Annotated in this window: 18 protein-coding genes; 14 read left to right on the forward strand and 4 right to left on the reverse strand. The window is 72.0% G+C overall.

What is annotated here, in order from left to right:
• Positions 1 to 153: 153 nt before the first annotated feature.
• A complete protein-coding gene (locus tag ACIBD9_RS22280) occupies positions 154 to 1,353 on the reverse strand; it encodes an ROK family protein (RefSeq protein ID WP_396720383.1) in 1,200 nt (399 codons plus the stop codon).
• 238 nt (positions 1,354 to 1,591) lie between these two features.
• Between ACIBD9_RS22280 and ACIBD9_RS22285 the strand changes: the two genes are divergently transcribed.
• The 5 genes from ACIBD9_RS22285 to ACIBD9_RS22305 all read left to right on the forward strand — a co-directional run bounded on the left by ACIBD9_RS22285 (position 1,592) and on the right by ACIBD9_RS22305 (position 6,971).
• The gene (locus ACIBD9_RS22285; protein WP_396720385.1) at positions 1,592 to 2,890 is read left to right on the forward strand and encodes an extracellular solute-binding protein; all 1,299 of its coding nucleotides are present in this window, start codon (positions 1,592 to 1,594) and stop codon (positions 2,888 to 2,890) included.
• A 70-nt stretch (positions 2,891 to 2,960) separates the two neighbouring features.
• Positions 2,961 to 3,953 carry a carbohydrate ABC transporter permease gene (locus ACIBD9_RS22290; RefSeq protein ID WP_387166243.1) on the forward strand — a complete coding sequence of 331 codons (993 nt, stop codon included), beginning with the start codon at positions 2,961 to 2,963 and terminating at the stop codon, positions 3,951 to 3,953.
• Positions 3,946 to 4,785 carry a carbohydrate ABC transporter permease gene (locus tag ACIBD9_RS22295; RefSeq protein WP_130401223.1) on the forward strand — a complete coding sequence of 280 codons (840 nt, stop codon included), beginning with the start codon at positions 3,946 to 3,948 and terminating at the stop codon, positions 4,783 to 4,785. The genes ACIBD9_RS22290 and ACIBD9_RS22295 overlap by 8 nt, the downstream gene beginning before the upstream one ends.
• Before the next feature lie 29 nt (positions 4,786 to 4,814).
• Positions 4,815 to 6,191: a GH1 family beta-glucosidase gene (locus tag ACIBD9_RS22300; protein ID WP_396720388.1), complete on the forward strand. Its 1,377-nt coding sequence runs from the start codon at positions 4,815 to 4,817 to the stop codon at positions 6,189 to 6,191.
• Positions 6,192 to 6,302: 111 nt separating this feature from the next.
• Positions 6,303 to 6,971 (forward strand): TMEM175 family protein, encoded by a 669-nt coding sequence (locus ACIBD9_RS22305; protein WP_396720390.1) that lies wholly within the window; start codon positions 6,303 to 6,305, stop codon positions 6,969 to 6,971.
• Here the strand turns inward: ACIBD9_RS22305 and ACIBD9_RS22310 are convergent.
• Entirely contained in the window at positions 6,958 to 7,539 is a 582-nt protein-coding gene (locus ACIBD9_RS22310; RefSeq protein ID WP_396720391.1) for an NTP transferase domain-containing protein, read from the reverse strand. The genes ACIBD9_RS22305 and ACIBD9_RS22310 overlap by 14 nt on opposite strands.
• A 126-nt stretch (positions 7,540 to 7,665) precedes the next feature.
• Here ACIBD9_RS22310 and ACIBD9_RS22315 point away from each other — a divergent pair, with 126 nt between their 5' ends.
• The 6 genes from ACIBD9_RS22315 (at position 7,666) to ACIBD9_RS22340 (ending at position 12,989) form a co-directional block, all read left to right on the forward strand.
• Positions 7,666 to 8,163: a 2Fe-2S iron-sulfur cluster-binding protein gene (locus tag ACIBD9_RS22315; protein WP_396720416.1), complete on the forward strand. Its 498-nt coding sequence runs from the start codon at positions 7,666 to 7,668 to the stop codon at positions 8,161 to 8,163.
• On the forward strand, positions 8,160 to 9,143 hold the full coding sequence (locus ACIBD9_RS22320; protein ID WP_396720393.1) for an FAD binding domain-containing protein: 984 nt from the start codon (positions 8,160 to 8,162) through the stop codon (positions 9,141 to 9,143). The genes ACIBD9_RS22315 and ACIBD9_RS22320 overlap by 4 nt, the downstream gene beginning before the upstream one ends.
• Positions 9,140 to 11,230: a xanthine dehydrogenase family protein molybdopterin-binding subunit gene (locus ACIBD9_RS22325; protein ID WP_396720395.1), complete on the forward strand. Its 2,091-nt coding sequence runs from the start codon at positions 9,140 to 9,142 to the stop codon at positions 11,228 to 11,230. The genes ACIBD9_RS22320 and ACIBD9_RS22325 overlap by 4 nt, the downstream gene beginning before the upstream one ends.
• Before the next feature lie 28 nt (positions 11,231 to 11,258).
• Positions 11,259 to 11,624 (forward strand): helix-turn-helix transcriptional regulator, encoded by a 366-nt coding sequence (locus ACIBD9_RS22330; RefSeq protein WP_091398629.1) that lies wholly within the window; start codon positions 11,259 to 11,261, stop codon positions 11,622 to 11,624.
• Positions 11,624 to 12,265, forward strand: coding sequence for an SRPBCC family protein (locus ACIBD9_RS22335; protein ID WP_396720397.1), 642 nt, complete (start codon positions 11,624 to 11,626; stop codon positions 12,263 to 12,265). Before ACIBD9_RS22330 ends, ACIBD9_RS22335 begins: the two co-directional genes overlap by 1 nt.
• 208 nt (positions 12,266 to 12,473) lie before the next feature.
• Complete coding sequence (locus tag ACIBD9_RS22340) at positions 12,474 to 12,989, forward strand: NUDIX domain-containing protein (protein WP_387166228.1); 516 nt, start codon at positions 12,474 to 12,476, stop codon at positions 12,987 to 12,989.
• 103 nt (positions 12,990 to 13,092) lie between these two features.
• Here ACIBD9_RS22340 and ACIBD9_RS22345 read toward each other — a convergent pair whose 3' ends face one another.
• Both ACIBD9_RS22345 and ACIBD9_RS22350 read right to left on the reverse strand, forming a co-directional pair.
• Positions 13,093 to 14,526, reverse strand: coding sequence for an ATP-binding protein (locus ACIBD9_RS22345; protein ID WP_396720399.1), 1,434 nt, complete (start codon positions 14,524 to 14,526; stop codon positions 13,093 to 13,095).
• Positions 14,527 to 14,568: 42 nt separating this feature from the next.
• Positions 14,569 to 16,227 carry an FAD-dependent oxidoreductase gene (locus ACIBD9_RS22350; protein WP_238661189.1) on the reverse strand — a complete coding sequence of 553 codons (1,659 nt, stop codon included), beginning with the start codon at positions 16,225 to 16,227 and terminating at the stop codon, positions 14,569 to 14,571.
• Between the two features lie 151 nt (positions 16,228 to 16,378).
• Between ACIBD9_RS22350 and ACIBD9_RS22355 the strand changes: the two genes are divergently transcribed.
• From ACIBD9_RS22355 to ACIBD9_RS22365, 3 genes are all read left to right on the forward strand, one after another.
• A complete protein-coding gene (locus tag ACIBD9_RS22355) occupies positions 16,379 to 18,607 on the forward strand; it encodes a hypothetical protein (protein ID WP_396720402.1) in 2,229 nt (742 codons plus the stop codon).
• Positions 18,608 to 18,754: 147 nt separating this feature from the next.
• Complete coding sequence (gene smpB / locus ACIBD9_RS22360) at positions 18,755 to 19,246, forward strand: SsrA-binding protein SmpB (protein WP_366342685.1); 492 nt, start codon at positions 18,755 to 18,757, stop codon at positions 19,244 to 19,246.
• A gap of 208 nt (positions 19,247 to 19,454) precedes the next feature.
• Positions 19,455 to 19,847 carry an SCO5389 family protein gene (locus ACIBD9_RS22365; protein ID WP_396720404.1) on the forward strand — a complete coding sequence of 131 codons (393 nt, stop codon included), beginning with the start codon at positions 19,455 to 19,457 and terminating at the stop codon, positions 19,845 to 19,847.
• Positions 19,848 to 19,975: the final 128 nt, after the last annotated feature.

Raw genomic sequence — 19,975 nt, forward strand, 5'->3', positions numbered from 1 at the left:
GGCGAGATTGCGGCGGCGTCAAGACATCGATCTATAACACCGTTATTTATCCCGAGAATCAGTTTTTGTGTAATTCCCACCCCCGGCAAACCGTCAGCCACCGCCGCACGACCACGGGCGGGCTGGGCACGACGGCGCTACCGTCGTCCGCGCTCAGCGGCGGACGCCGCCCTCGGTGAGGAAGCGGGCGATCGGCAGGGTGGCCGCACCCAGCGCCACCGCGTCCACCCCGAGCCGGCACAGCTCGATCGACGCCTGCTCGTACGGCTGGCGCAGCGCCTGCCGGCCGGCCGCCTCCCGCACGGCCGGCAGCAGGTCGCCGAGGGCCATCGCCGCCCAGCCGCCGAGCACCACGCGCTCCGGGTTGAACAGGTTGATCAGGTTGGCCACCCCGGCGCCGAGATAGCCGGCGGTCTCGTCCAGCACCCGTCGGGCGGTGGCGGACGTCTCGGCGGCGGCGACCAGCGCCGCGATCTGGGACTCCTCGTCCTCGCCCGGCACCGGTCGACCCCGGCGCGCCTCCCGGTAGCGGTCGATGATCGCCTCCGCCCCGACGTACGCCTCCAGGCAACCGCGTGCGCCACACCGGCAGGCGCGGCCGCCGTACACCAGGGTGGTGTGCCCCCACTCCCCCGCGCTGCTGGACGCGCCGCGGTAGGTGGCACCGTTGGTCACCACCGACGCGCCCACCCCGGAGCCGACCAGCGCGAAGACGGCGTGCCGGGCGCCGCGGCCGGCGCCGAACCACATCTCGGCCTGGCCGAGGGTCTTCGCGCCGTTGTCGATGTGCAGCGGCAGGCCGGTGCCGGCGCCGATGAGCCGCTCCAGCGGTACCCGGTCCCAGCCGAGGGCCTGGGCGTGCACGACGGCCTCGGTGCCCTGCTCGACCACGCCCGAGACGCCGATGCCGACGCCGAGCACGTCGCCCGGGGCCACCCCGGCCGACCCGGTGACCGCGTCGATGCCGGCCAGCACGTGCCCGGCCACCAGGTCGGGCTCGGTACGGGCCGGGTCGAGCGGGTACTCGACGCTGGCCAGCAGGGTCATCGCGAAGTCGAACAGCTCCACCCGGACCCGGGTCTCGCCGACGTCCACGCCGACCAGGAAGGCGAAGCGGGGCGCGATCCGCAGCAGCATGCTGGGCCGGCCGCCGTCGGACTCGGCGGCGCCGGCCTCGGCGACCAGCCCTTCGTCGATCATGTCGGCCACCACGTTGCTGACCGCGGGCTGGCTCAGCCCCGTGCTGCGCACCAGGTCCTGCCGGGTGAGCGGGCCGTCCAGGAAGAGCTTGGTCAGCAGGGCGGACCGGTTGCGCAGCCGCACGCTGCGGTTGGTGGCACGCGCCAGCTCCACTCGTCACCTCGTTCCCGTCGGCCGTTCGAGGCGACTGTAACCGCCTCGTGCTTGACGACCCACCGACCAGCAACTTTAATGACGACATAAATTAAGCCGTGATGTAACTCCCGGGAAACGCCGACGGACCCCGACGGCGCACCCCCGACCCCTGTCCGCAGCCGGCCGCCCGTCGCCTCACAACCCCAATCGGCGACGGAAGCCGGCGGACCCCCACCACGCACCGGAAGGGCTAACCGTGTCGAGACGACACCTCGGGATATTCACCGCCGCCGTACTGGCCGCCGCCTCGTTGACGGCCTGCGGTGGCTCCGGCGACGACTCCGCCGCAGGCGCCAAGACGCTCACCTACTGGGCCAGCAACCAGGGCGCCAGCCTGGAGGCCGACAAGACCATCCTCCAGCCGGAGCTGGACAAGTTCGAGAAGCAGACCGGCATCAAGGTCAACGTTGAGGTGGTCCCCTGGCCCGACCTGCTCAACCGACTGCTGGCCGCCGCCACCTCCGGCAAGGGCCCGGACGTGGTCAACATCGGCAACACCTGGTCGGCGTCGTTGCAGGCCACCGGCGCGCTTGTCGAGTTCGACGACGCCACCCTGCAGGCCGTCGGCGGCAAGCACCGGATCGTGCCCGCCGCGCTCGCCGCCGCCGGCGCCCCCGGCAAGCCGCCCGCGGCCGTGCCGATCTACAGCATGGCGTACAGCCTGTACTACAACAAGAAGTCGTTCGCCGACGCCGGCATCACCGCGCCCCCGACCACCTGGGAGCAGGTCGCCGAGTACGGCAAGAAGCTGAGCACCGGCGGCAAGTGGGGCCTGGCGATCGAGGGGGCCAACCCGTCGGAGAACGCCCACCACGCGTTCGCCTTCAGCCAGCAGTACGGCGGTGAGTGGTTCGACTCGGCCGGCAAGCCGACCTTCGACACCCCGCAGAACGTCTCGGCGATCAAGCGGTACATCGACTTCATGGCCGCCGACAAGATCACCAACCCGAGCAACGCCGAGTACGCGCAGAACCAGGCGGTCTCCGACTTCGCCAACGGCAAGGCCGCCATGCTGCTCTGGCAGTCCGCCGGCTCGAACCTGAAGACGCAGAACATGCCCGCCGACGCGTACGGGGTGGCCCCGGTGCCGTTCCTGGCCAACCCGCCAGCCGGCGGCAAGAAGGTCAACAGCATGGTCGCCGGAATCAACATCGCGGTCTTCAAGCACACCAAGAACAAGGACGGCGCGCTGAACTTCGTAAAGTTCATGACCAGCGACGAGGAGCAGACGATCCTCAACAAGACGTACGGCTCGCTGCCGGCGGTGAAGACCGCGGCCTCCGACCCGGCGTTCAGCGCCCCGGAGCAGAAGACCATCCAGGAGACCCTCGTCACCACCGCGGCCCCGCTGCCGCAGGTGCCCGAGGAGAGCACCTTCGAGACCCTGGTCGGCACCGCGATGAAGGAGTTGTTCGCCGACGCGGCCAGCGGCAAGCCGGTCACCGAGGAGTCGGTGAAGGCCAAGCTGACCGACGCGCAGCAGAAGATGCGCTGACCGAGGCGTCACCGGTGGCCGTGGTCGGGCGCTGAGCCCGGCCACGGCCACCGCCTCCGAGAGGACCCCGATGGCAACCAGCACCACCGCGCCGGACGCCGACCGGCGCGAACCCCGGGCCGGGTCGCCGGCCCGGGGGCCGGTCCGCCGGCCCCGCGGCCCCCGCCGCTCGCTCCTGCCCTACCTGCTGCTCGCACCGGCCGTCGTGCTGGAACTCGCCATCCACGTGATCCCGATGGTTGTCGGTGTCTGGATGAGCCTGCTGGAGCTGACCCAGTTCCACATCCGCGACTGGTCCACCGCGCCCTTCATCGGGCTGGAGAACTACCGGGCGACACTCGACCTGAACAGCGCCGCCGGCAAGGATCTGCTGCACTCGTTCTGGATCACCCTGGCCTACAGCCTGCTCTCGGTCGGGTTCGCCTGGCTGCTCGGCATCTCCGCGGCGGTCGTCCTGCAACGGCCGTTCCGTGGACGGGCGATCCTGCGGGCGCTGTTCCTCACCCCGTACGCGCTGCCGGTCTACGCCGCCGTGATCACCTGGAGCTTCCTGCTGCAACGCGACACCGGCCTGGTCAACCACGTGCTCGTGGACCAGCTCGGGCTGATGAACGAGCGGCCGTTCTGGTTGATTGGCGACAACAGCTTCTGGTCGCTGCTGCTCGTGTCGGTCTGGCGCAACTGGCCGTTCGCGTTCCTGTGCCTGATGGCCGGGCTGCAGAACGTTCCCGGCGAGCTGTACGAGGCCGCCGCGATCGACGGCGCCGGGTTCTGGCGCCGGCTGCGCTCGGTCACCCTGCCGATGCTGCGGCCGGTCAACCTGGTGCTGCTGCTGGTGCTGTTCCTGTGGACGTTCAACGACTTCAACACCCCGTTCGTGCTGTTCGGCGGCTCCGCGCCGGCGCAGGCCGACCTCATCTCCATCCACATCTACCGAAGCTCCTTCAAGACCTGGGACTTCGGCTCCGGGTCGGCGATGTCGGTGGCGCTGCTGCTGTTCCTGCTGGTCGTCTCGGCCGCGTACCTGCTGATCACCAACCGTCGAAGGGACGACCATGCGTGAGACCGCCGGTGAGCGCTGGGGCCGGCGCATCGTGCTGACCCTGCTCGCCCTCTTCGTCGTCATCCCGCTCTACGTGATGGTCACGTCGGCGGCGAAGCCGTTGCAGGACGTCCAGAACGGCTTCACCTGGTGGCCCAGCCGGCCCACCCTGCAACCGTTCGTCGACATGTGGAGCACCGTGCCGCTGGCCCGGTACCTGGTGAACAGCCTGGTGGTGTCCAGCATCGCGGCGGTCTGCTCGGTGGCGGTGGCCATCTTCGCCGCCTTCGCGGTGAGCCGGTACCGGTTCCGCGGCCGGGGTGTCTTCTCGGTGACGGTGCTGTCCACGCAGATGTTCCCCGGCATCCTGTTCCTGCTGCCGCTGTTCCTCATCTACGTCAACCTGGGCAACGCCACAGGCATCGAGCTGTACGCGAGCCGTACCGGCCTGGTCATCACGTACCTGACCTTCTCGCTGCCGTTCTCGATCTGGATGCTGGTCGGCTACTTCGACTCGATCCCCCGAGGTCTGGACGAGGCGGCGCAGGTCGACGGCGCCGGTCCGCTGCGCACCCTGTTCCAGGTCATCCTGCCGGCCGCCGTGCCCGGCGTGGTCGCGGTCACCGTGTACGCGTTCATGACCGCCTGGGGTGAGGTGCTCTTCGCGTCGGTGATGACCGACGAGGGCAGCCGCACCCTGGCCGTCGGCCTCCAGGGCTACTCCACCCAGTTCAACGTCTACTGGAACCAGATCATGGCTGCCTCGCTGGTGGTCAGCATCCCGGTCGTCGTCGGATTCCTGGCCCTGCAGCGCTACTTCGTCGCCGGCCTCACCGCCGGCGCGGTCAAGTGAGTCATCCAACCCCAGAGGAGAACCGACCCGTGCCCGACCTGTCCAAGCTGCCACCCGACTTCCTCTGGGGTGTCGCCACGGCGGCGTACCAGATCGAGGGGGCCGTCGACGCCGACGGCCGGGCGCCGTCCATCTGGGACACCTTCTCGGCGACCCCCGGCAACGTCGACAACGGCGACACCGGCGCGGTGGCGTGCGACCACTACCACCGGTGGCCGGAGGACCTGGCGCTGCTGCGCCGACTCGGCGTGGACGCGTACCGGTTCTCGGTGGCCTGGCCCCGGGTCATGCCCGACGGCGTCGGGCGGGTCAACGCCGCCGGGCTGGACTTCTACGACCGGCTCGTCGACACGTTGCTCGCCGACGGGATCCGGCCGTTCGTCACGCTCTACCACTGGGATCTGCCTCAGGTCCTCCAGGACCGGGGCGGTTGGCCGGAGCGGGCCACCGCCGAGGCGTTCGCCGACTACGCGGCGGTGGTCGCCGCCCGCCTCGGTGACCGGGTCGCCGACTGGTGCACCGTCAACGAGCCGCTCTGCGTGTGCTGGATCGGGCACCTGGAGGGCAACATGGCCCCGGGCGAGCGGGACCTCACCCGCGCGGTGCACGCCTCGCACCACGTGCTGCTCGGGCACGGTCTGGCCACCCAGGCGATCCGCGCCAACGCGGCCCGTCCGGCCTCGGTGGGTCTGGTGGTCAACCTCAGCCCGATCGAGGCGGCGACCGACCGGCCCGAGGACGTCGCGGCGGCCCGCCGGGCCGACGGGCACGTCAACAGGTGGTGGTTGGACCCGATCCACGGGCGCGGCTACCCCGCCGACATGATCGCCACCTACGGGGTCGAGCCGCCGGTACGCGACGGCGACCTGGCGGTGATCGCCACGCCGACGGACTTCCTCGGGGTGAACTACTACTTCCGTCAGCTGGTGGTCGACGACCCGACCGGCGCGGCCCCGTACGCTCGGCAGGTGCCGGTGCCCGGCTCGGTGGAGACCGCGATGGGCTGGGAGATGTACCCGGCGGGCCTGGAGCGGCTGCTCGTCGACGTGCACGAGGAGTACCGGCCGGCCCGGATCATCGTCACCGAGAGCGGCTCGGCGTGGTTGGACGAGGTCACCGCGGACGGCACGGTGGAGGACAAGGAGCGCACCGACCACCTGGAGCAGCACCTGGCCGCGTGCGCGTCGGCGGTGGCCCGAGGGGTTCCCCTGGACGGCTACTTCGTCTGGTCGCTGCTGGACAACTTCGAGTGGGCGTACGGCTACGACAAGCGCTTCGGGCTGGTGCACGTCGACTACGCCACCCAGCGCCGGACGGTGAAGGCGAGCGGTCTGCGCTACGCCGAGCTGATCCGCGCCCACCAGCGGCTCGCCCGCACGACCGGCACCGCGACGCCGGTGGCCTGAACGGGGGCGGGACGGGAACGGCCGCCCGGGGTGTCGACCCTGGGCGGCCGTTCCCGTCCCGATCGGACGAAACCGCCACCGACCGCGTCACCGAGTGGCTAGCCTGCGGCAATGTCCGCAGCACCCGACGAGGTCGAGCAGCCCGATCCCAAGGGGCGAGTGTCCGGCACCGACCGGATGACGGCCTTCAGCGACGGCGTCTTCGCCATCGTCATCACGCTGCTGGTCATCGAGTTGCGGGTGCCGGAATACCACGAGGGGGAGCTGCTCACCGGCCTGCTCGACGAGGGCGCCTCGTACCTGGCCTTCGTGGTGTCCTTCGTCTACATCGGGGTGCTCTGGCTCAACCACCACGCACTGCTGCGGCTGATCCGCGGCACCACGCTCACGCTGAGCTGGATCAACCTCGGCGTGCTCTTCGGCGCGGTGATCATCCCCTTCCCCACCGCCGTGCTGGCCTCGGCGTTCACCCATGGCGACACCGACGACCAGCGTGCGGCCGTCGCCCTGTACGCGCTGGCCGCGGCCCTGATGTCGGCCCCCTGGCTGGTGTTCTTCGGCTACCTGCACCGTCACCCGGCGCTGCTCGACCGTCGGGTCAGCCCCGAGTACGTGCGGACGCAGCGGCTGCGACCGGTCACCGGCCTGGTCCTGTACGGGCTCAGCGGGCTGCTCGGCTGGTTCGTCAGCCCGCTGCTGGGCCTGATCGGCGTCATCGTCATGATCTTCTATCACGCGGTCACCAGCGAGGGGCTGCCCCGCTGGCTCACCCGTCGCTGACCGGGCGAAGCCGGAGCAGTTCGGCCGGGGTGTCCACGTCGGCCGGGGAGCCGACGTCGTCACAGGGCACCTCGACCACCAGGTCCGGCCGGTCGCGCAGCAGGTCGCGGGCGCCCCGGTCGCCGACGGCGTACCCGCTTAGCAGCGGCCAGGTCTCCCGATCCAGCAGGATCGGGTGCCCGGGTCGACCGGCGTAGGTGGCGACCGCGATGACGGCGCCGCCGGCGTACGCCGCCCGCACCCGGCGCACCGCGACCGGGCTGAGCAGCGGCTGGTCGACGAGGACCACGACGGCGGCCGGCACGTCGGCCGGCAGCGAGGCCAGGCCCCGCAGCAGCGACGAGCCCAGCCCGTCGGACCAGCGGTCGTGCCGCACCGGCACCGCGCCGGGCAGGTCGGGCACCTCGTCGGCGCCCGCGCCGAGCACCACGTGCACGGGCCCACAGCCGCCGTCGCCGAGCAGCCGGATCGCGCGCCGCACCAGCGGCTCGCCGTCCAGCTCGACCAGCGCCTTCGGTCGGCCGTAGCGCCGCCCGGCGCCGGCGGCCAGCAGCAGTCCGGCCGTCACCGTCGTCACCTCCCGTACGAAGCGCTTTGCGTTATTCGCCCTGAGATATACCGACAAAGCTAGTCTGGGCCGGTGCAGGGCGGACCGGAGAACGCGACGACGACCGACGAGCGCCACTCGTCCCGGGTGACGGTCGAGGTCAATGGCGCGTCCCGCGAGGTGACCCTGGACAACCGCACCACCCTGCTCGACGCGCTGCGCGAGCACCTCGACCTGACCGGGGCGAAGAAGGGCTGCGACCACGGCCAGTGCGGCTCCTGCACGGTGCTGCTCGACGGCCGGCGGGTGAAGAGCTGCCTGGTCTTCGCGGTCACCGTGGACGGCCGGTCGGTGGTGACCGTCGAAGGGCTGGCCGGGCCGGACCAGCTGTCCCCGTTGCAGGCCGCCTTCATCGCGCACGACGCGTTCCAGTGCGGCTACTGCACCCCCGGACAGCTCTGCTCCGCCCGCGGCATGCTCGACGAGGTCGCCCGGGGTTGGCCCAGCGCGGTCACCGGCGACCTGAACACGCCCGCCGAGCTGACCGACGCGGAGATCCGCGAGCGGATGGCCGGCAACCTGTGCCGCTGCGCCGCGTACCCGCACATCGTCGCGGCCGTGCGCGAGACGGCGGCGTCCTCGTGAGGGCGTTCCGCTACCACCGGCCCGCCGACGTGGCCGAGGCGGTCGCCGTGCTGACGGCCGAACCGCAGGCCGCCTACCTGGGCGGCGGAACCAACCTGGTGGACCTCATGAAGCTCGGGGTGCAGCGTCCCGACGTGCTGGTGGACGTCACCCGGCTCCCGCTCGACACCGTCGAGGAGCTGCCCGACGGCGGCCTGCGGGTCGGCGCGACCGTCCGCAACAGCGACCTCGCGGCCCACCCGGTGGTGCGCCGCGACTATCCGGTGCTGGCCCGCGCCCTGCTCGCCGCCGCCTCCGGACAGCTGCGCAACATGGCCACCACCGGCGGCAACATGTTGCAGCGCACCCGCTGCGTCTACTTCCAGGACACCGGCAAGGCGTGCAACAAACGGGAGCCGGGCAGCGGTTGCGCCGCCCTGCACGGGCAGAACCGCGACCTGGCGGTGCTGGACTGGTCCGAGCAGTGCGTGGCGACCCACCCGTCCGACCTGGCCGTCGCGCTGGCCGCCCTCGACACGGTGGTGGAGGTGCACGAGGCCGACGGGCCCCGCGACATCCCGATCGCCGAGTTCTACCGCTCCCCCGGCACCCACCCGGAACAGGAGACCACCCTGACCCGGGGCACGCTGATCACCGCCGTCCGGCTACCGCCACTACCGGCCGCGCGCCGCTCGACGTACCTCAAGGTGCGCGACCGGGCCTCGTTCGCCTTCGCCGCCGGCTCGGTGGCCGCGGTGCTGGACCTCGACGGGGACGTGGTCCGCGACGTGCGGCTGGCGTACGGGGCGGTGGCGCACCGGCCGTGGCGGGCGTACCGGGCCGAAGCGGAGCTACGGGGTCGTCCGTTCAGCCCGGAGCTGGCGGCACGTGCCGCCGACGCGGAGCTGGCCGAGGCGCGCCCGCTACGGCACAACGGGTTCAAGCTGCCCCTGACCCGGGCCATCACCGTACGGGCGCTCACCGAACTGGCGTCGTCGTGAGCACCGGCGCGGTCGGACGGGCGTACCCCCGTTTGGAGGGCCCGGCGAAGGTCACCGGCACGGCCCGGTACGCGGTGGAGTACCCGGTGGACGGGGTCACCTACGGCTGGGCGGTCCCGTCGGCGGTGGTTCGCGGCCGGATCACCCGGATCGACACGACGGAGGCGCTGGCGTCGCACGGTGTGCTGGCCGTGGTGCACCACGGCAACGCGCCCCGGATGGCGCCCGGCCCGCAGCCGGAGCTGCGGCTGTTGCAGGAGCCGACGGTGCACTACCGGGGGCAGTTCGTCGCCGTGGTGGTGGCCACCACCCTGGAGGCGGCCCGCGAGGGCGCCCGACTGGTCCGGATCGACTACGACACCGGCCCGCACAGCACGGTGCTCACCGAGGACCACCCCGGCCTGTACAAGCCGGACCAGGTCAACCCCAGCTATCCGACGGACACCGCCGAGGGCGACTTCGACGCCGGGTACGCGGCCGCCCCGGTGCGGGTGGACGTCACCTACCGGACGCCGGCGTACCACAACAACCCGATGGAGCCGCACGCCACCACCGCGCAGTGGCTCGACGGACAGCTCCTGGTGCACGACTCCACCCAGGGCGCGACACCGGTGCGCGCCACCCTCGCCGAGCTTTTCGAGCTGCCGCCGGAGTCGATCCGGGTCGTTGCCGAGCACGTCGGTGGCGGCTTCGGCAGCAAGGGCTACGCCAAGGCGTCGGTGGTGCTGGCCGCCCTCGCCGCCCGGCACGTGGACCGCCCGGTCAAGCTGGCGCTGACCCGCCAGCAACTGTTCGGGCCCGTCGGTTACCGCACCCCCACCATCCAGCGGGTCCGCCTCGCCGCCGACACCGACGGTCGGCTCACCGCCATCTGCCACGACGCGGTCAGCCAGACCTCGACCATCCGGGAGTTCGCCGAGCAGACCGCCGTCTACACCCGCAGCATGTACGCCGCACCGCACCGCCGCACCACGCACCGGCTGGTCCGCCTAGACGTGCCCACGCCGTTCTGGATGCGCGCACCGGGCGAGTGCCCCGGCGCGTACGCCCTGGAGTCCGCGATGGACGAGCTGGCCCTCGCCGTCGGCATCGACCCGGTGGAGCTGCGCGTCCGCAACGACACCGCTGTCGACCCCGACCAGGGACGCCCGTTCACCAGCCGCAACCTGGCGGCCTGCCTGCGCGACGGCGCGGAGCGCTTCGGCTGGGCCGGCCGTGATCCGTCGCTCCGGTCCCGGCGCGACGGGCGCTGGTTGATCGGGACGGGGGTGGCCGGGTCGAGCTACCCGGCCCGGGCCCGGCCATCCTCGGCGACGGCCACCGCCCGGCCCGACGGGAGCTTCCTGGTCCAGATCAACGCCACCGACATCGGCACCGGCGCCCGGACGGCGATCTGGCAGGTGGCCGCCGACGCGCTCGGGGTGCCGCCGGAGCGGGTGGAGATTCTGATCGGTGACACCGCGCTGCCGGCCGCGGCGCTGGCCGGCGGCTCGATGGGAACCGCCAGCTGGAGCTGGGCCGTGATACGCGCCGCGCAGGCGCTGCGCGAGAAACTGCGCGACGGCGTGCCGCCGACCGGCGAGGTGACCGCCGAGGCGGACACCACCGAGGAGGTGGGCGGGCAGCCCGCGCTGCCCCGCTACGCGTACGGGGCGCAGTTCGTCGAGGTACGGGTCGACGCGGACACCGGCGAGGTACGGCTGAACCGGATGCTCGGGGTGTTCGCGGCGGGGCGGGTGGTCAACCCGACGACGGCGCGCAGCCAGCTCATGGGCGGCATGACGATGGGGCTGTCGATGGCGCTGCACGAGGAGGGCCTCCTCGACGAGCGGTACGGCGACTGGGTCAACCACGACCTGGCCACCTACCACATCACCGGCTGCGCGGACGTGGAGTCCATCGAGGCGTACTGGCTGGACGAGCGGGACGACGAGCTGAACCCGGCCGGGGTGAAGGGCATCGGCGAGATCGGCATCGTCGGCGCCGCGGCGGCGGTCGCCAACGCGGTGCACCACGCGACCGGCGTACGGATCCGGGAGCTGCCGATCCGGCTGGACAAGCTCATCGGAGTATCAGACTTGGCTTAAATAAGCCAGTGGTGATACAACTGTCGACGTGCACGCCTTCGACGTGCTGGGCGATCCGGTCCGGCGCCGCATCCTGGAGCTGCTCGCCGGTGGCGAGCAGACCGCCGGTGCGGTCAGCGCGGTCATCCGCGAGGAGTTCGGCATCTCTCAGCCCGCCGTGTCCCAGCACCTCAAGGTGCTACGCGACAACGGCTTCGCCACCGTGCGGCCGGAGGGCACCCGGCGGCTCTACGCGGTCGACCCACGCCCACTGCGCGAGGTCGACGGCTGGCTGGAGCACTTCCGCCGGTTCTGGACCCCACCCCTGGCGGCACTCGCCACCGAGCTGGCCCGGGGCCGACGTGAGCGTCGGCTACGCGGGCCCGCCGACCCACCCGACGAGAGGAACACCTGATGTTCGACGCCACCGAGCAGATCAACGCCGTCCAGCGCACGGTCGGCAGCCGCACCCTGGAAGCCGGCGAGGCGCGGGTCACCACGATCAGCCAGACCTACCAGGCGACGGTCGAGGATCTGTGGGACGCCTGCACCAGCGCCGAGCGCATCCCGCGCTGGTTCCTGCCGATCTCCGGCGACCTGCGGCTCGGCGGCACGTACCAGCTCCAGGGCAACGCCCACGGCACCATCGAGAGCTGCGAGCCGCCGCACCGGTTCACCGCCACCTGGGAGTACGGCGACGAGGTGAGCTGGATCGAGGTGCGGGTCACCCCCGTCGGCGACGAGCGGGCCCGCCTCGACCTGGACCACATCGCGCACGTCGACCAGGACCGGTGGGCCCAGTTCGGGCCGGGCGCGGTCGGTGTCGGCTGGGACCTCGGCCTGCTCGGCCTCGCCTCGCACCTGGCCGGCGACGGCAGCGGGATCACCCCCGAGCAGAGCGCCGAGTGGACCGCCTCCGACGAGGGACGACGGGCCATGGAGCTGAGCAGCCACCTGTGGGGCGAGGCGAGCATCGCCGCCGGCACCGACGCCGACGAGGCGAAGGCCGCCGCCGAACGCACCACCGCCTTCTACACGGGCACCCCGGCAGCCTGAGCACGCCCCCGGTATTACGGGCGGCGGCCCGGCAGGCTGAGCGCGACCTGGCAGGGCTGAGCGCCACCTGGCAGGGCGGCCCGGCAGGGCTGAGCGGGGCCCGGCATTGCGGGCGGCGGCCCGGCACTGCGGGGCCGCGTTTCAGGCGTCGGGGTAGCGGCCGAGCGCTGAAGGCGGCCGCGCGGCGGTCGGAGTAACGTGCTGCGGCATGACCGGCACGCCGTACTCGCACTGCTCCTACTGCGGCGCCGCCTACCCGGCGACCGCCGGATGGCCGCGAGTCTGCGCGGTCTGCGGGGAGACCGTCTGGCGCAACCCGCTGCCGGTGGCGGTCGCGGTGCTGCCGGTCCGTACGGCAGAGGGTCTGGGTGTGGTGGTGGTCCGCCGGGACATCGAGCCGGCCCGCGGCCTGCTCGCGCTGCCCGGCGGCTTCATCGAGTACGGCGAGGAGTGGTCCGACGCACTCGTCCGTGAGCTGCGGGAGGAGACCGGCCTGATCGCGGCGGCCGAGGACGCCCGCCTCTTCGCGGTACACGGCGCACCGGCCGGTGGCACGATGATGATCTTCGGAGTGCTGCCCGAGCGGGCGGCCGAGGACCTGCCACCGTCAGCGCCCACCGAGGAGGCGACCGAGTGGCTGGTGCTCACCGACCCGGTCGAGCTGGCGTTCTCCACCCACACCCGGGTACTCGCCGACTTCCTCACCCCCGGTCCCCCCGCCTGACCGCCCCCACCCCGCGATCTTGCACTTACTGTCCCGACACAAGGGGCGTCGCGCGCATTTCGACGACTGAAACTGCAAGATCGGCGCGGGGGGCGTGCGGGCTTCAGTCCGGTGGGCCCTCGGTGATCGGCAGCAGGACCCGGAAGGTGGTTCGTCCCGGCTCGGTCTCCACCCGGATGTCGCCGTGGTGTTTGTGCACCACGATCCGGTACGAGATGTCCAGCCCCAGGCCGGTGCCCGCGCCGACGGGCTTCGTGGTGAAGAACGGCTCGAAGATGCGCGGACGCACCTCCGGCGGGATGCCCGGCCCGGTGTCGGTGATCTCCACCGCCAGCAGGTCGCCGACCTGTCCGGTGCGGACGGTCAGCACACCCTTCTCGCCCATCGCGCCCAACGCGTTGTCGATGAGGTTGGTCCACACCTGGTTCAACTCGGCCGCGTACGCCGGGACGGGTGGGAGGCCGCGGTCGTACTCGCGGACCAGCTTGACCTCGGCGGGGATCTTGCCTTTGAACATCACCAGCGTGGCGTCGAGCAGGTCGTGCACGTCCACCACCCGGTGCGGCGCGCGGTCCAGCTGCGAGTACTGCTTGGCGGCGTCCACCAGCCCGGAGATCCGGGTGACCGCGTCGCCGATCTCGCGCATCAGCAGCTCGGTGTCGACGGTGTAGGTGAGCCAGCGCACCGCCGCCTCCAGGTCCGCTGCGCCGACCGCGGCCTTCACCTGCGCCAACCAGGCCGCGTCGAGCCCACCACCAACCAGGATCGGCGCCAGGTCCCAGGCCCCGCCGACCCCGTGCTCCTCCAGCCAGTCGGTGAGGGTGTCCTCGGCGTCGGCGGTGGCCATCGGGGTCAACTTCGGCGCCGTGGCCACCCGGGCGACCGCCTCCTCCTGCAACGCGACCAGGCCGTGCAGGGCGCTGCCGTCGAGCCGCCCGTCGGCGATCATGGCGAGCTTGTGCCGCATCCCGGCGACCCGGTCGCGCAGCACCGACGTGGCCCGCACCGCCGCCGCGGCCGGGTTGTTCAGCTCGTGGGTCAGCCCCGCCGAGAGCGAACCGAGGGCCAGCAGCCGCTCCCGTTCACCGACGATGGCCTGACTGTCCCGCATCCCGAAGAACAGCCCCTCCAACAGGTGCATGGGCATCGGGAACCAGGACCGCAGGGCGTACGCGATGTCCTCCGCCGGCAGCACGAAGAAGTCCGAGTCGACAACTGCCCGCATGCTGTTGCGGTAGATCTGGTCGACCTGGTCGCCCAGGTACGCCTGAGTGGCCCCGCCGTACACCCCGCGCTGGTCGGTCCGGCTGACCTCGACGTCGTCGCCGCGCACCAAGCGACTCAACGCCACCGCCCCGCGCACCAGCACGAAGAAGCAGGTCGCGGGCTCGCCCTCGCCGTACACGAGGGTGCCGCCGGCGCGCTGCTCGACCCGGCCGTGCTCGGCCAGCCAGTCGAGCTGCCCGTCGTCGAGCGCCTCGAACAGGAACAGGGTGCGCAACTGCGCCGGTGTCAGCCGGTCAGACTCGCTGGTCACTGGGACTCCTTCGCTCGCGACTGCGGGGCTCGCAACACCGGCTCATTGGGCTTCCAGGTAGCGGTGCACCAGCGACACCGCCATCGCACCCTCGCCGACGGCCGAGGCGACCCGCTTGACCGACTCGGCCCGCACGTCCCCGGCGGCGAACACGCCCGGCACGCTGGTCTCCAGGTGGTACGGGTCACGCGACAGCGACCAGCCGGCCGGCCGCCGACCCCCGGCGAGCAGGTCCGGGCCGGTCACGATGAAACCGCGCCCGTCGCGGACCAGCACCCCGTCCAGCCAGTCCGTGCGGGGCTCCGCGCCGATGAAGATGAACAGCCAGGAGGTGTCGACCGAGCGGGCCTCCCCGGTGCGGGTGTCGCAGAGGGTGAGCCGTTCCAGGTGGTCCTCCCCCGCCCCGCCGACCACTGCGGTGTGCGGGTGCACGGTGATCCGGTCGATCCGTTCCAGCTGGTCGATCAGGTAACGCGACATCGAGTTGGTCAGGTCCGCACCACGGATGAGCAGGTGCACCCGCGACGCGTACCGGGAGAAGTGGACCGCCGCCTGGCCGGCGGAGTTGGCCCCGCCGACGATGTAGACATCCTGCTCGACGCAGCTCGGCGCCTCGGTGGCGGCAGCGCCGTAGAACACTCCGCGCCCGGTGAAGTCGGCCAGCCCCGGGGCGTCGAGCACCCGGTACGACACGCCGGTGGCCAGCACCACGGTGTGCGCGGCGATCTCGCTGCCGTCGCCGAAGCGGAGCAGCCGGGCGCCGCCGGCCTCGCTGAGACCGACCACCTCCCGGGCGCTGAGCAGCTCAGCGCCGAACTTGACCGCCTGCCGCCGGGCCCGATCGGTCAACTGCGCTCCGGAGACGCCGTCCGGGAAGCCCAGGTAGTTCTCGATCCGGCTGCTCTGCCCGGCCTGACCGCCGGTCGCCCGTCGCTCCACGAGCACGGTGCGCAGCCCTTCCGACGCGCCGTACACCGCCGAGCCGAGGCCGGCGGGGCCACCGCCGATCACCACCAGGTCGTAGAAGTCACACGCCGGCACCACCGTCAACCCGGCCAGCGCGGCCAACTCGGCCTCGCTCGGCGCGACCAACGCCTTGCCCTCGGGCGTCACCACCAGGGGTACGTCCGCCTCGGTGGCCCCGGCCGCGTCGAGCAGCCGGACGCCCTCCGGGTCGTCGGACAACAGCCACCGGTACGGCACCAGGTTGCGGGCCAGGAAGTCCCGGACCTTGAACGACGGCGCCGACCAGCGGTGCCCGACGACCCGGATCTCGGCGCTGGCCGCGTCCGGGGTGACCGCCCAGGCCTCCAGCAGCCCGTCGACCACCGGGTAGAGCTTCTCCTCCGGCGGGTGCCAGGGCTTGAGCAGGTAGTGGTCCAGGTCGACCACGTTGATGGCCTCGATCGCGGCGTCGGTGTCCGCGTACGCGGTGAGCAGCACCCGGCGGGCGGCCGGGAAGATGTCCATCGCCGCCTCCAGGAACTCGACACCGGTCATCTCCGGCATCCGGTGGTCGGCCAGCAGCAGTGCCACCTGTTCACCGCGCAGTTTGACCTCGCGCAGCGCGTCCAGCGCCTCCGGCCCGGAGGACGCCCGCAACACCCGGTAGCGGTCGCCGTAGCGGCGCCGGATGTCCCGCGCCACCGCCCGGGACACCACGGGGTCGTCGTCGACGGTCAGGATCACCGGGTTCGCCATGGCGCCATGAAATCACCTGTCGAGGGTCGACCGCACCACCGCCGGGGCCCGGAGCACGGTTGACCGCCTCGCAGGCGGGTAAGCCGGGGAGCCGCGCGGGTGGCCGGACATCGAAGACCCGCCCGGTTGCCGTGCACACCTCGGGGGGCCCATGCCGGACGCGACACCGACCGGACCGACCACGTCGGGCGGGATCGTGGAGCTACGGGTGCACGGTGTCTCCGGCGCGGGCGCGGACCAGGTGTTGGACCGGCCGCATGTGCACCAGGTCGCCGGGGACCGCAGCGGAGGGTTCTACCGACCACGTCCCGGCTATCCGGACTCCACCGGGACCGACGGGGTGACGCTGGAGGCGTACCGCTGGGGTGACCTGCCGTCCGGCACGGCCGTGCGGACCCTGTCGCTGGTCTTCCTGTTGCCGTTCATGCTCTGCAACGTGGCGCTCTGGATGCGCCCGGCGAACACCGTTTCGAAGCGCGGCTTCATGGCGCTGTGCCGGGTGCTCGCCCTCACCCTCACCGTGCTTTACGTGCTCTCCATCGTCGGGGTGGCGCTGGACCTGATCGCGTGGCGCTGCATGGACACCCCGTCCTGCCTGGCCGGCCGGAGCTGGCTGTCCTGGCTCGGCGGGCGCCCGATCGGGCTGCGTCTGGGTGTGTTGGCGCTCGTGCCGGTCGGCGCCATCGGGTTGGTCTGGTGGCTGGGCGCCCGCCCGGGCCATTCGTTCGACGCGTTCCGGACGCCGTCGACGCCGACGTCGAAACACCAGTTGAGCGCCGTCGGCCAGTGGGACGGCGAGCCGCTGGTGGGTCGGCTGCGCTCGGTCCACGTCGCGGCGGCGTTCGCCACGCTGAGCGGTAGCCTGCTGGCCGCGCGAGCCAGCGAGCACTCCTCGGGCGTGATGGCGATCCTGCTGGCGGCCACCGGGGCGGTGCTGCTGGCCTGCCTGGCCCTGGTCACCGTGGTGCAGAGCATCGACCGCACCGACCCGTCGCCCCGGGTGGACGGCGTCTTCCGCGGGCTGCGCACGATCGCCTGCGGCCTGACGATGCTGGTGATCGTGCACGTCGTCATCAGCCCGGCGCCATGGCCGCAAGGCGGTGCGCTGCCCGGTTACAGCGCGATCGTGGCCTGGCTGTTCGTCAGCCAGACCGTACTGGTGGCCGCGCTCGCCACGCTGGTGATCTGGCGGCGCGGTGGCGGGCAGGGCAGGTCACCTCTGCGCGCGTTGGGAGCGCCGGTCTTCATGACGATCTCGGCCGGGCTCGCCGTGGCGTTCTCCGCCGAGCTGGTCTACCGGGTGGCGGACCTGCTCGATCGCGACGGGACGACCGCGGACAGCCTGGAGACCAGCCCTCCGCTGGCGTACAAGTGGGCGATCTTCGGGTTTTTCCTGGCGGTGGTGACCGCGCTGCTGGCGGCCGGCCTGGTCACCAGGATCACCCGGCGCGGGCGGCGGCGGGCCGCGCGGGCGATCGTGGCCGCCGACTTTCCGCACGCGCCGCCGCAGGCGGCGGGGCGGCTGCGGCGGGTCGAGCAGGCGGTGGCCCGGGCCCGCTTCACCGAACGGTTGGAACCGCTCTCCGTGGTGTACGCCGGCCTGGCGGCGCTCGGCCTGGCCACCAGCGTCCTCGGCCTGCTCCAGCTCCTGCCCGGCGACGTGGCGCAGCGCTACGTCGGCGTGCCGGAAGGCATGGTCAACTTCCTGATCGGGTCGGGCAGCTACGTGATCGCCGCGATCCTGCTCGGCCTGGTGGTGGGCGGCATCTTCGCCTACCGGACAGCGCAGTTCCGTCGCTACGTGGGGGTGCTCTGGGACCTGGGCACCTTCTGGCCCCGGGCCGCGCACCCGTTCGCGCCGCCCTGCTACGCCGAGCGGGCCGTGCCGGAGCTGGCCAAGCGGATCACCTACCTGGTGGAGCAGGGGCAGGGTGTGCTGCTGGCCGGACACAGCCACGGGTCGGTGCTGCTCGCCGCCACGGTCCTGCAACTGCCCACCCGGGTCACCGGCCGGGTCGCCCTGCTGACCTACGGATCGCCGCTGGGCCGGCTGTACTCCCGGCTGTTCCCGGCGTACGCCGACGAACCGGCGCTGCGGGAGATCGGCGAACGGATCGGCTGGCGCTGGATCAACCTGTGGCGCGACACCGACCCGATCGGCGGCTGGATCTTCGCCTCCCACCGACCAGGGGAGGCCGAGACGCTGACCGGGCCGGCGGCGACCGTGGACCGACGGCTGACCGACCCGCAGGACGTGGTGCCGGCGCCCAGCGACAGCGTTCCCCCACCGATCTTGGGACACTTGCCGTGTGAGTCGCAGGAGGCGTTCGCGGACGCGGAACGGGACCTGACCGCGCGCCTACGCCCCGCGCGCGGCTGAGCCGGCCGGTACGACTGCCCCGGCGGCGCGGCCGGCACGGCCACTCTGGCGGCGCGGCCGGTACGGTCGCTCCGGCGGCGCGCCCGGTACGACTGCCCGGTCGGCGCGGCCGGTACGGTCGCTCCGACGGCCGGATATCGTCGCCTGGTGACCCCGTCAAAGCCGCCCGCACGCCGGTTGATCGCCTCGAACAAGAAGGCCCGACACGAGTACACCGTCCTGCGCACGTACGAGGCGGGCATCGTGCTGGTCGGCACCGAGGTGAAGTCACTGCGCGAGGGACGGGCCTCGCTGGTCGACGCGTTCGCGCACGAACGCGACGGCGAGATCGTGCTGTACGGCCTGCACATCGCCGAGTACGCCTACGGCACGTGGACCAACCACGCCCCGCGTCGCAACCGCAAGCTGTTGCTGCACCGCGCTGAGATCGACCGGATCCTGGACAAGGTCCGCGAGGGCGGGGTGACCCTCGTCCCGCTGTCGATGTACTTCGAGAACGGCTACGCCAAGGTCGAACTCGCCCTCGCGAAGGGCAAGCGCTCCTACGACAAGCGCCAGACGCTGGCCGAACGCGACGCCAACCGGGAGATCGCCCGCGAGCTGGGCCGGCACCTCAAGGGCCACCCCCGCAGGCCCTGACGCCTTCGCGTTCGCCCACGACACGGTGCGTCCCTGCGGGCTCTCCGCGAGCGCTGTCGTGCGGGTCTTCGCGGGCGCCTCCGCAGGTGTTGTGCGTGAGTCGCGGCGTGGCGCGCCGGGACATCGTTGACGTCGTCCGAGAGACATGGTCTGCTCAGTCGGAGCCGTTGTTGAAAACGGTAATCATTAGCTACAGCGGAGGAGAACCATGTCGCTCACCGTCCCGCCCGCCCTGCTCGACGCCGCCGAACGCGGCCCCGTCGACGACGAGGCGTTCATCGCCTGCGTCCGTGAATCACTGCCGTACGCCTGGGCCACCGTCAGCCGGGTGGTCGCCGAGTTGGAGGCCGGCGACGCCGAACTCGCCGACAACGTCGTCCCGCCGCCCACCGACGCCGACCGGGGTCAACTGCTCCGCGCGCTGGCGAGCGACGCGATCCGCGCCGGCCTGGAACGGCACTTCGGCGTACGCCTGGCCTTCCAGAACTGCCATCGCGTCGCCGCGTTCCGCCCAGCAGCGGTCGACGGTGAGCGCTACCGCCGCTTCGTGTCGACCCGCGGCCAACTGCTCAACCAGTCCCCCGAACTCCGCAACTGCTGACCCGCGGCGGGGGGGGGGCCGCCCCCCCCCCCCCCCCCCCCCCACCCCCCCCCCCCGCCCCCCCCCCCCCCCCCCCCAGCAACGAAAAAGCAGTGATGAAAAATAAAAAAAAAAAAAAAAAAAAAATA

This window comes from Micromonospora sp. NPDC050784, from assembly GCF_044456765.1.
Taxonomy (GTDB): Bacteria; Actinomycetota; Actinomycetes; order Mycobacteriales; family Micromonosporaceae; genus Micromonospora; species Micromonospora foliorum.

Excerpts from the sequence above, each read along its gene's own strand:
- ACIBD9_RS22290 (WP_387166243.1), top strand. The coding sequence starts at position 2,961 with ATGGCAACCAGCACCACCGCGCCGGACGCCGACCGGCGCGAACCCCGG.
- ACIBD9_RS22295 (WP_130401223.1), top strand. The coding sequence starts at position 3,946 with ATGCGTGAGACCGCCGGTGAGCGCTGGGGCCGGCGCATCGTGCTGACC.
- ACIBD9_RS22305 (WP_396720390.1), top strand. The coding sequence starts at position 6,303 with ATGTCCGCAGCACCCGACGAGGTCGAGCAGCCCGATCCCAAGGGGCGA.
- ACIBD9_RS22335 (WP_396720397.1), top strand. The coding sequence starts at position 11,624 with ATGTTCGACGCCACCGAGCAGATCAACGCCGTCCAGCGCACGGTCGGC.
- ACIBD9_RS22340 (WP_387166228.1), top strand. The coding sequence starts at position 12,474 with ATGACCGGCACGCCGTACTCGCACTGCTCCTACTGCGGCGCCGCCTAC.
- ACIBD9_RS22350 (WP_238661189.1), bottom strand. The coding sequence starts at position 16,227 with ATGGCGAACCCGGTGATCCTGACCGTCGACGACGACCCCGTGGTGTCC.
- ACIBD9_RS22355 (WP_396720402.1), top strand. The coding sequence starts at position 16,379 with ATGCCGGACGCGACACCGACCGGACCGACCACGTCGGGCGGGATCGTG.
- ACIBD9_RS22365 (WP_396720404.1), top strand. The coding sequence starts at position 19,455 with ATGTCGCTCACCGTCCCGCCCGCCCTGCTCGACGCCGCCGAACGCGGC.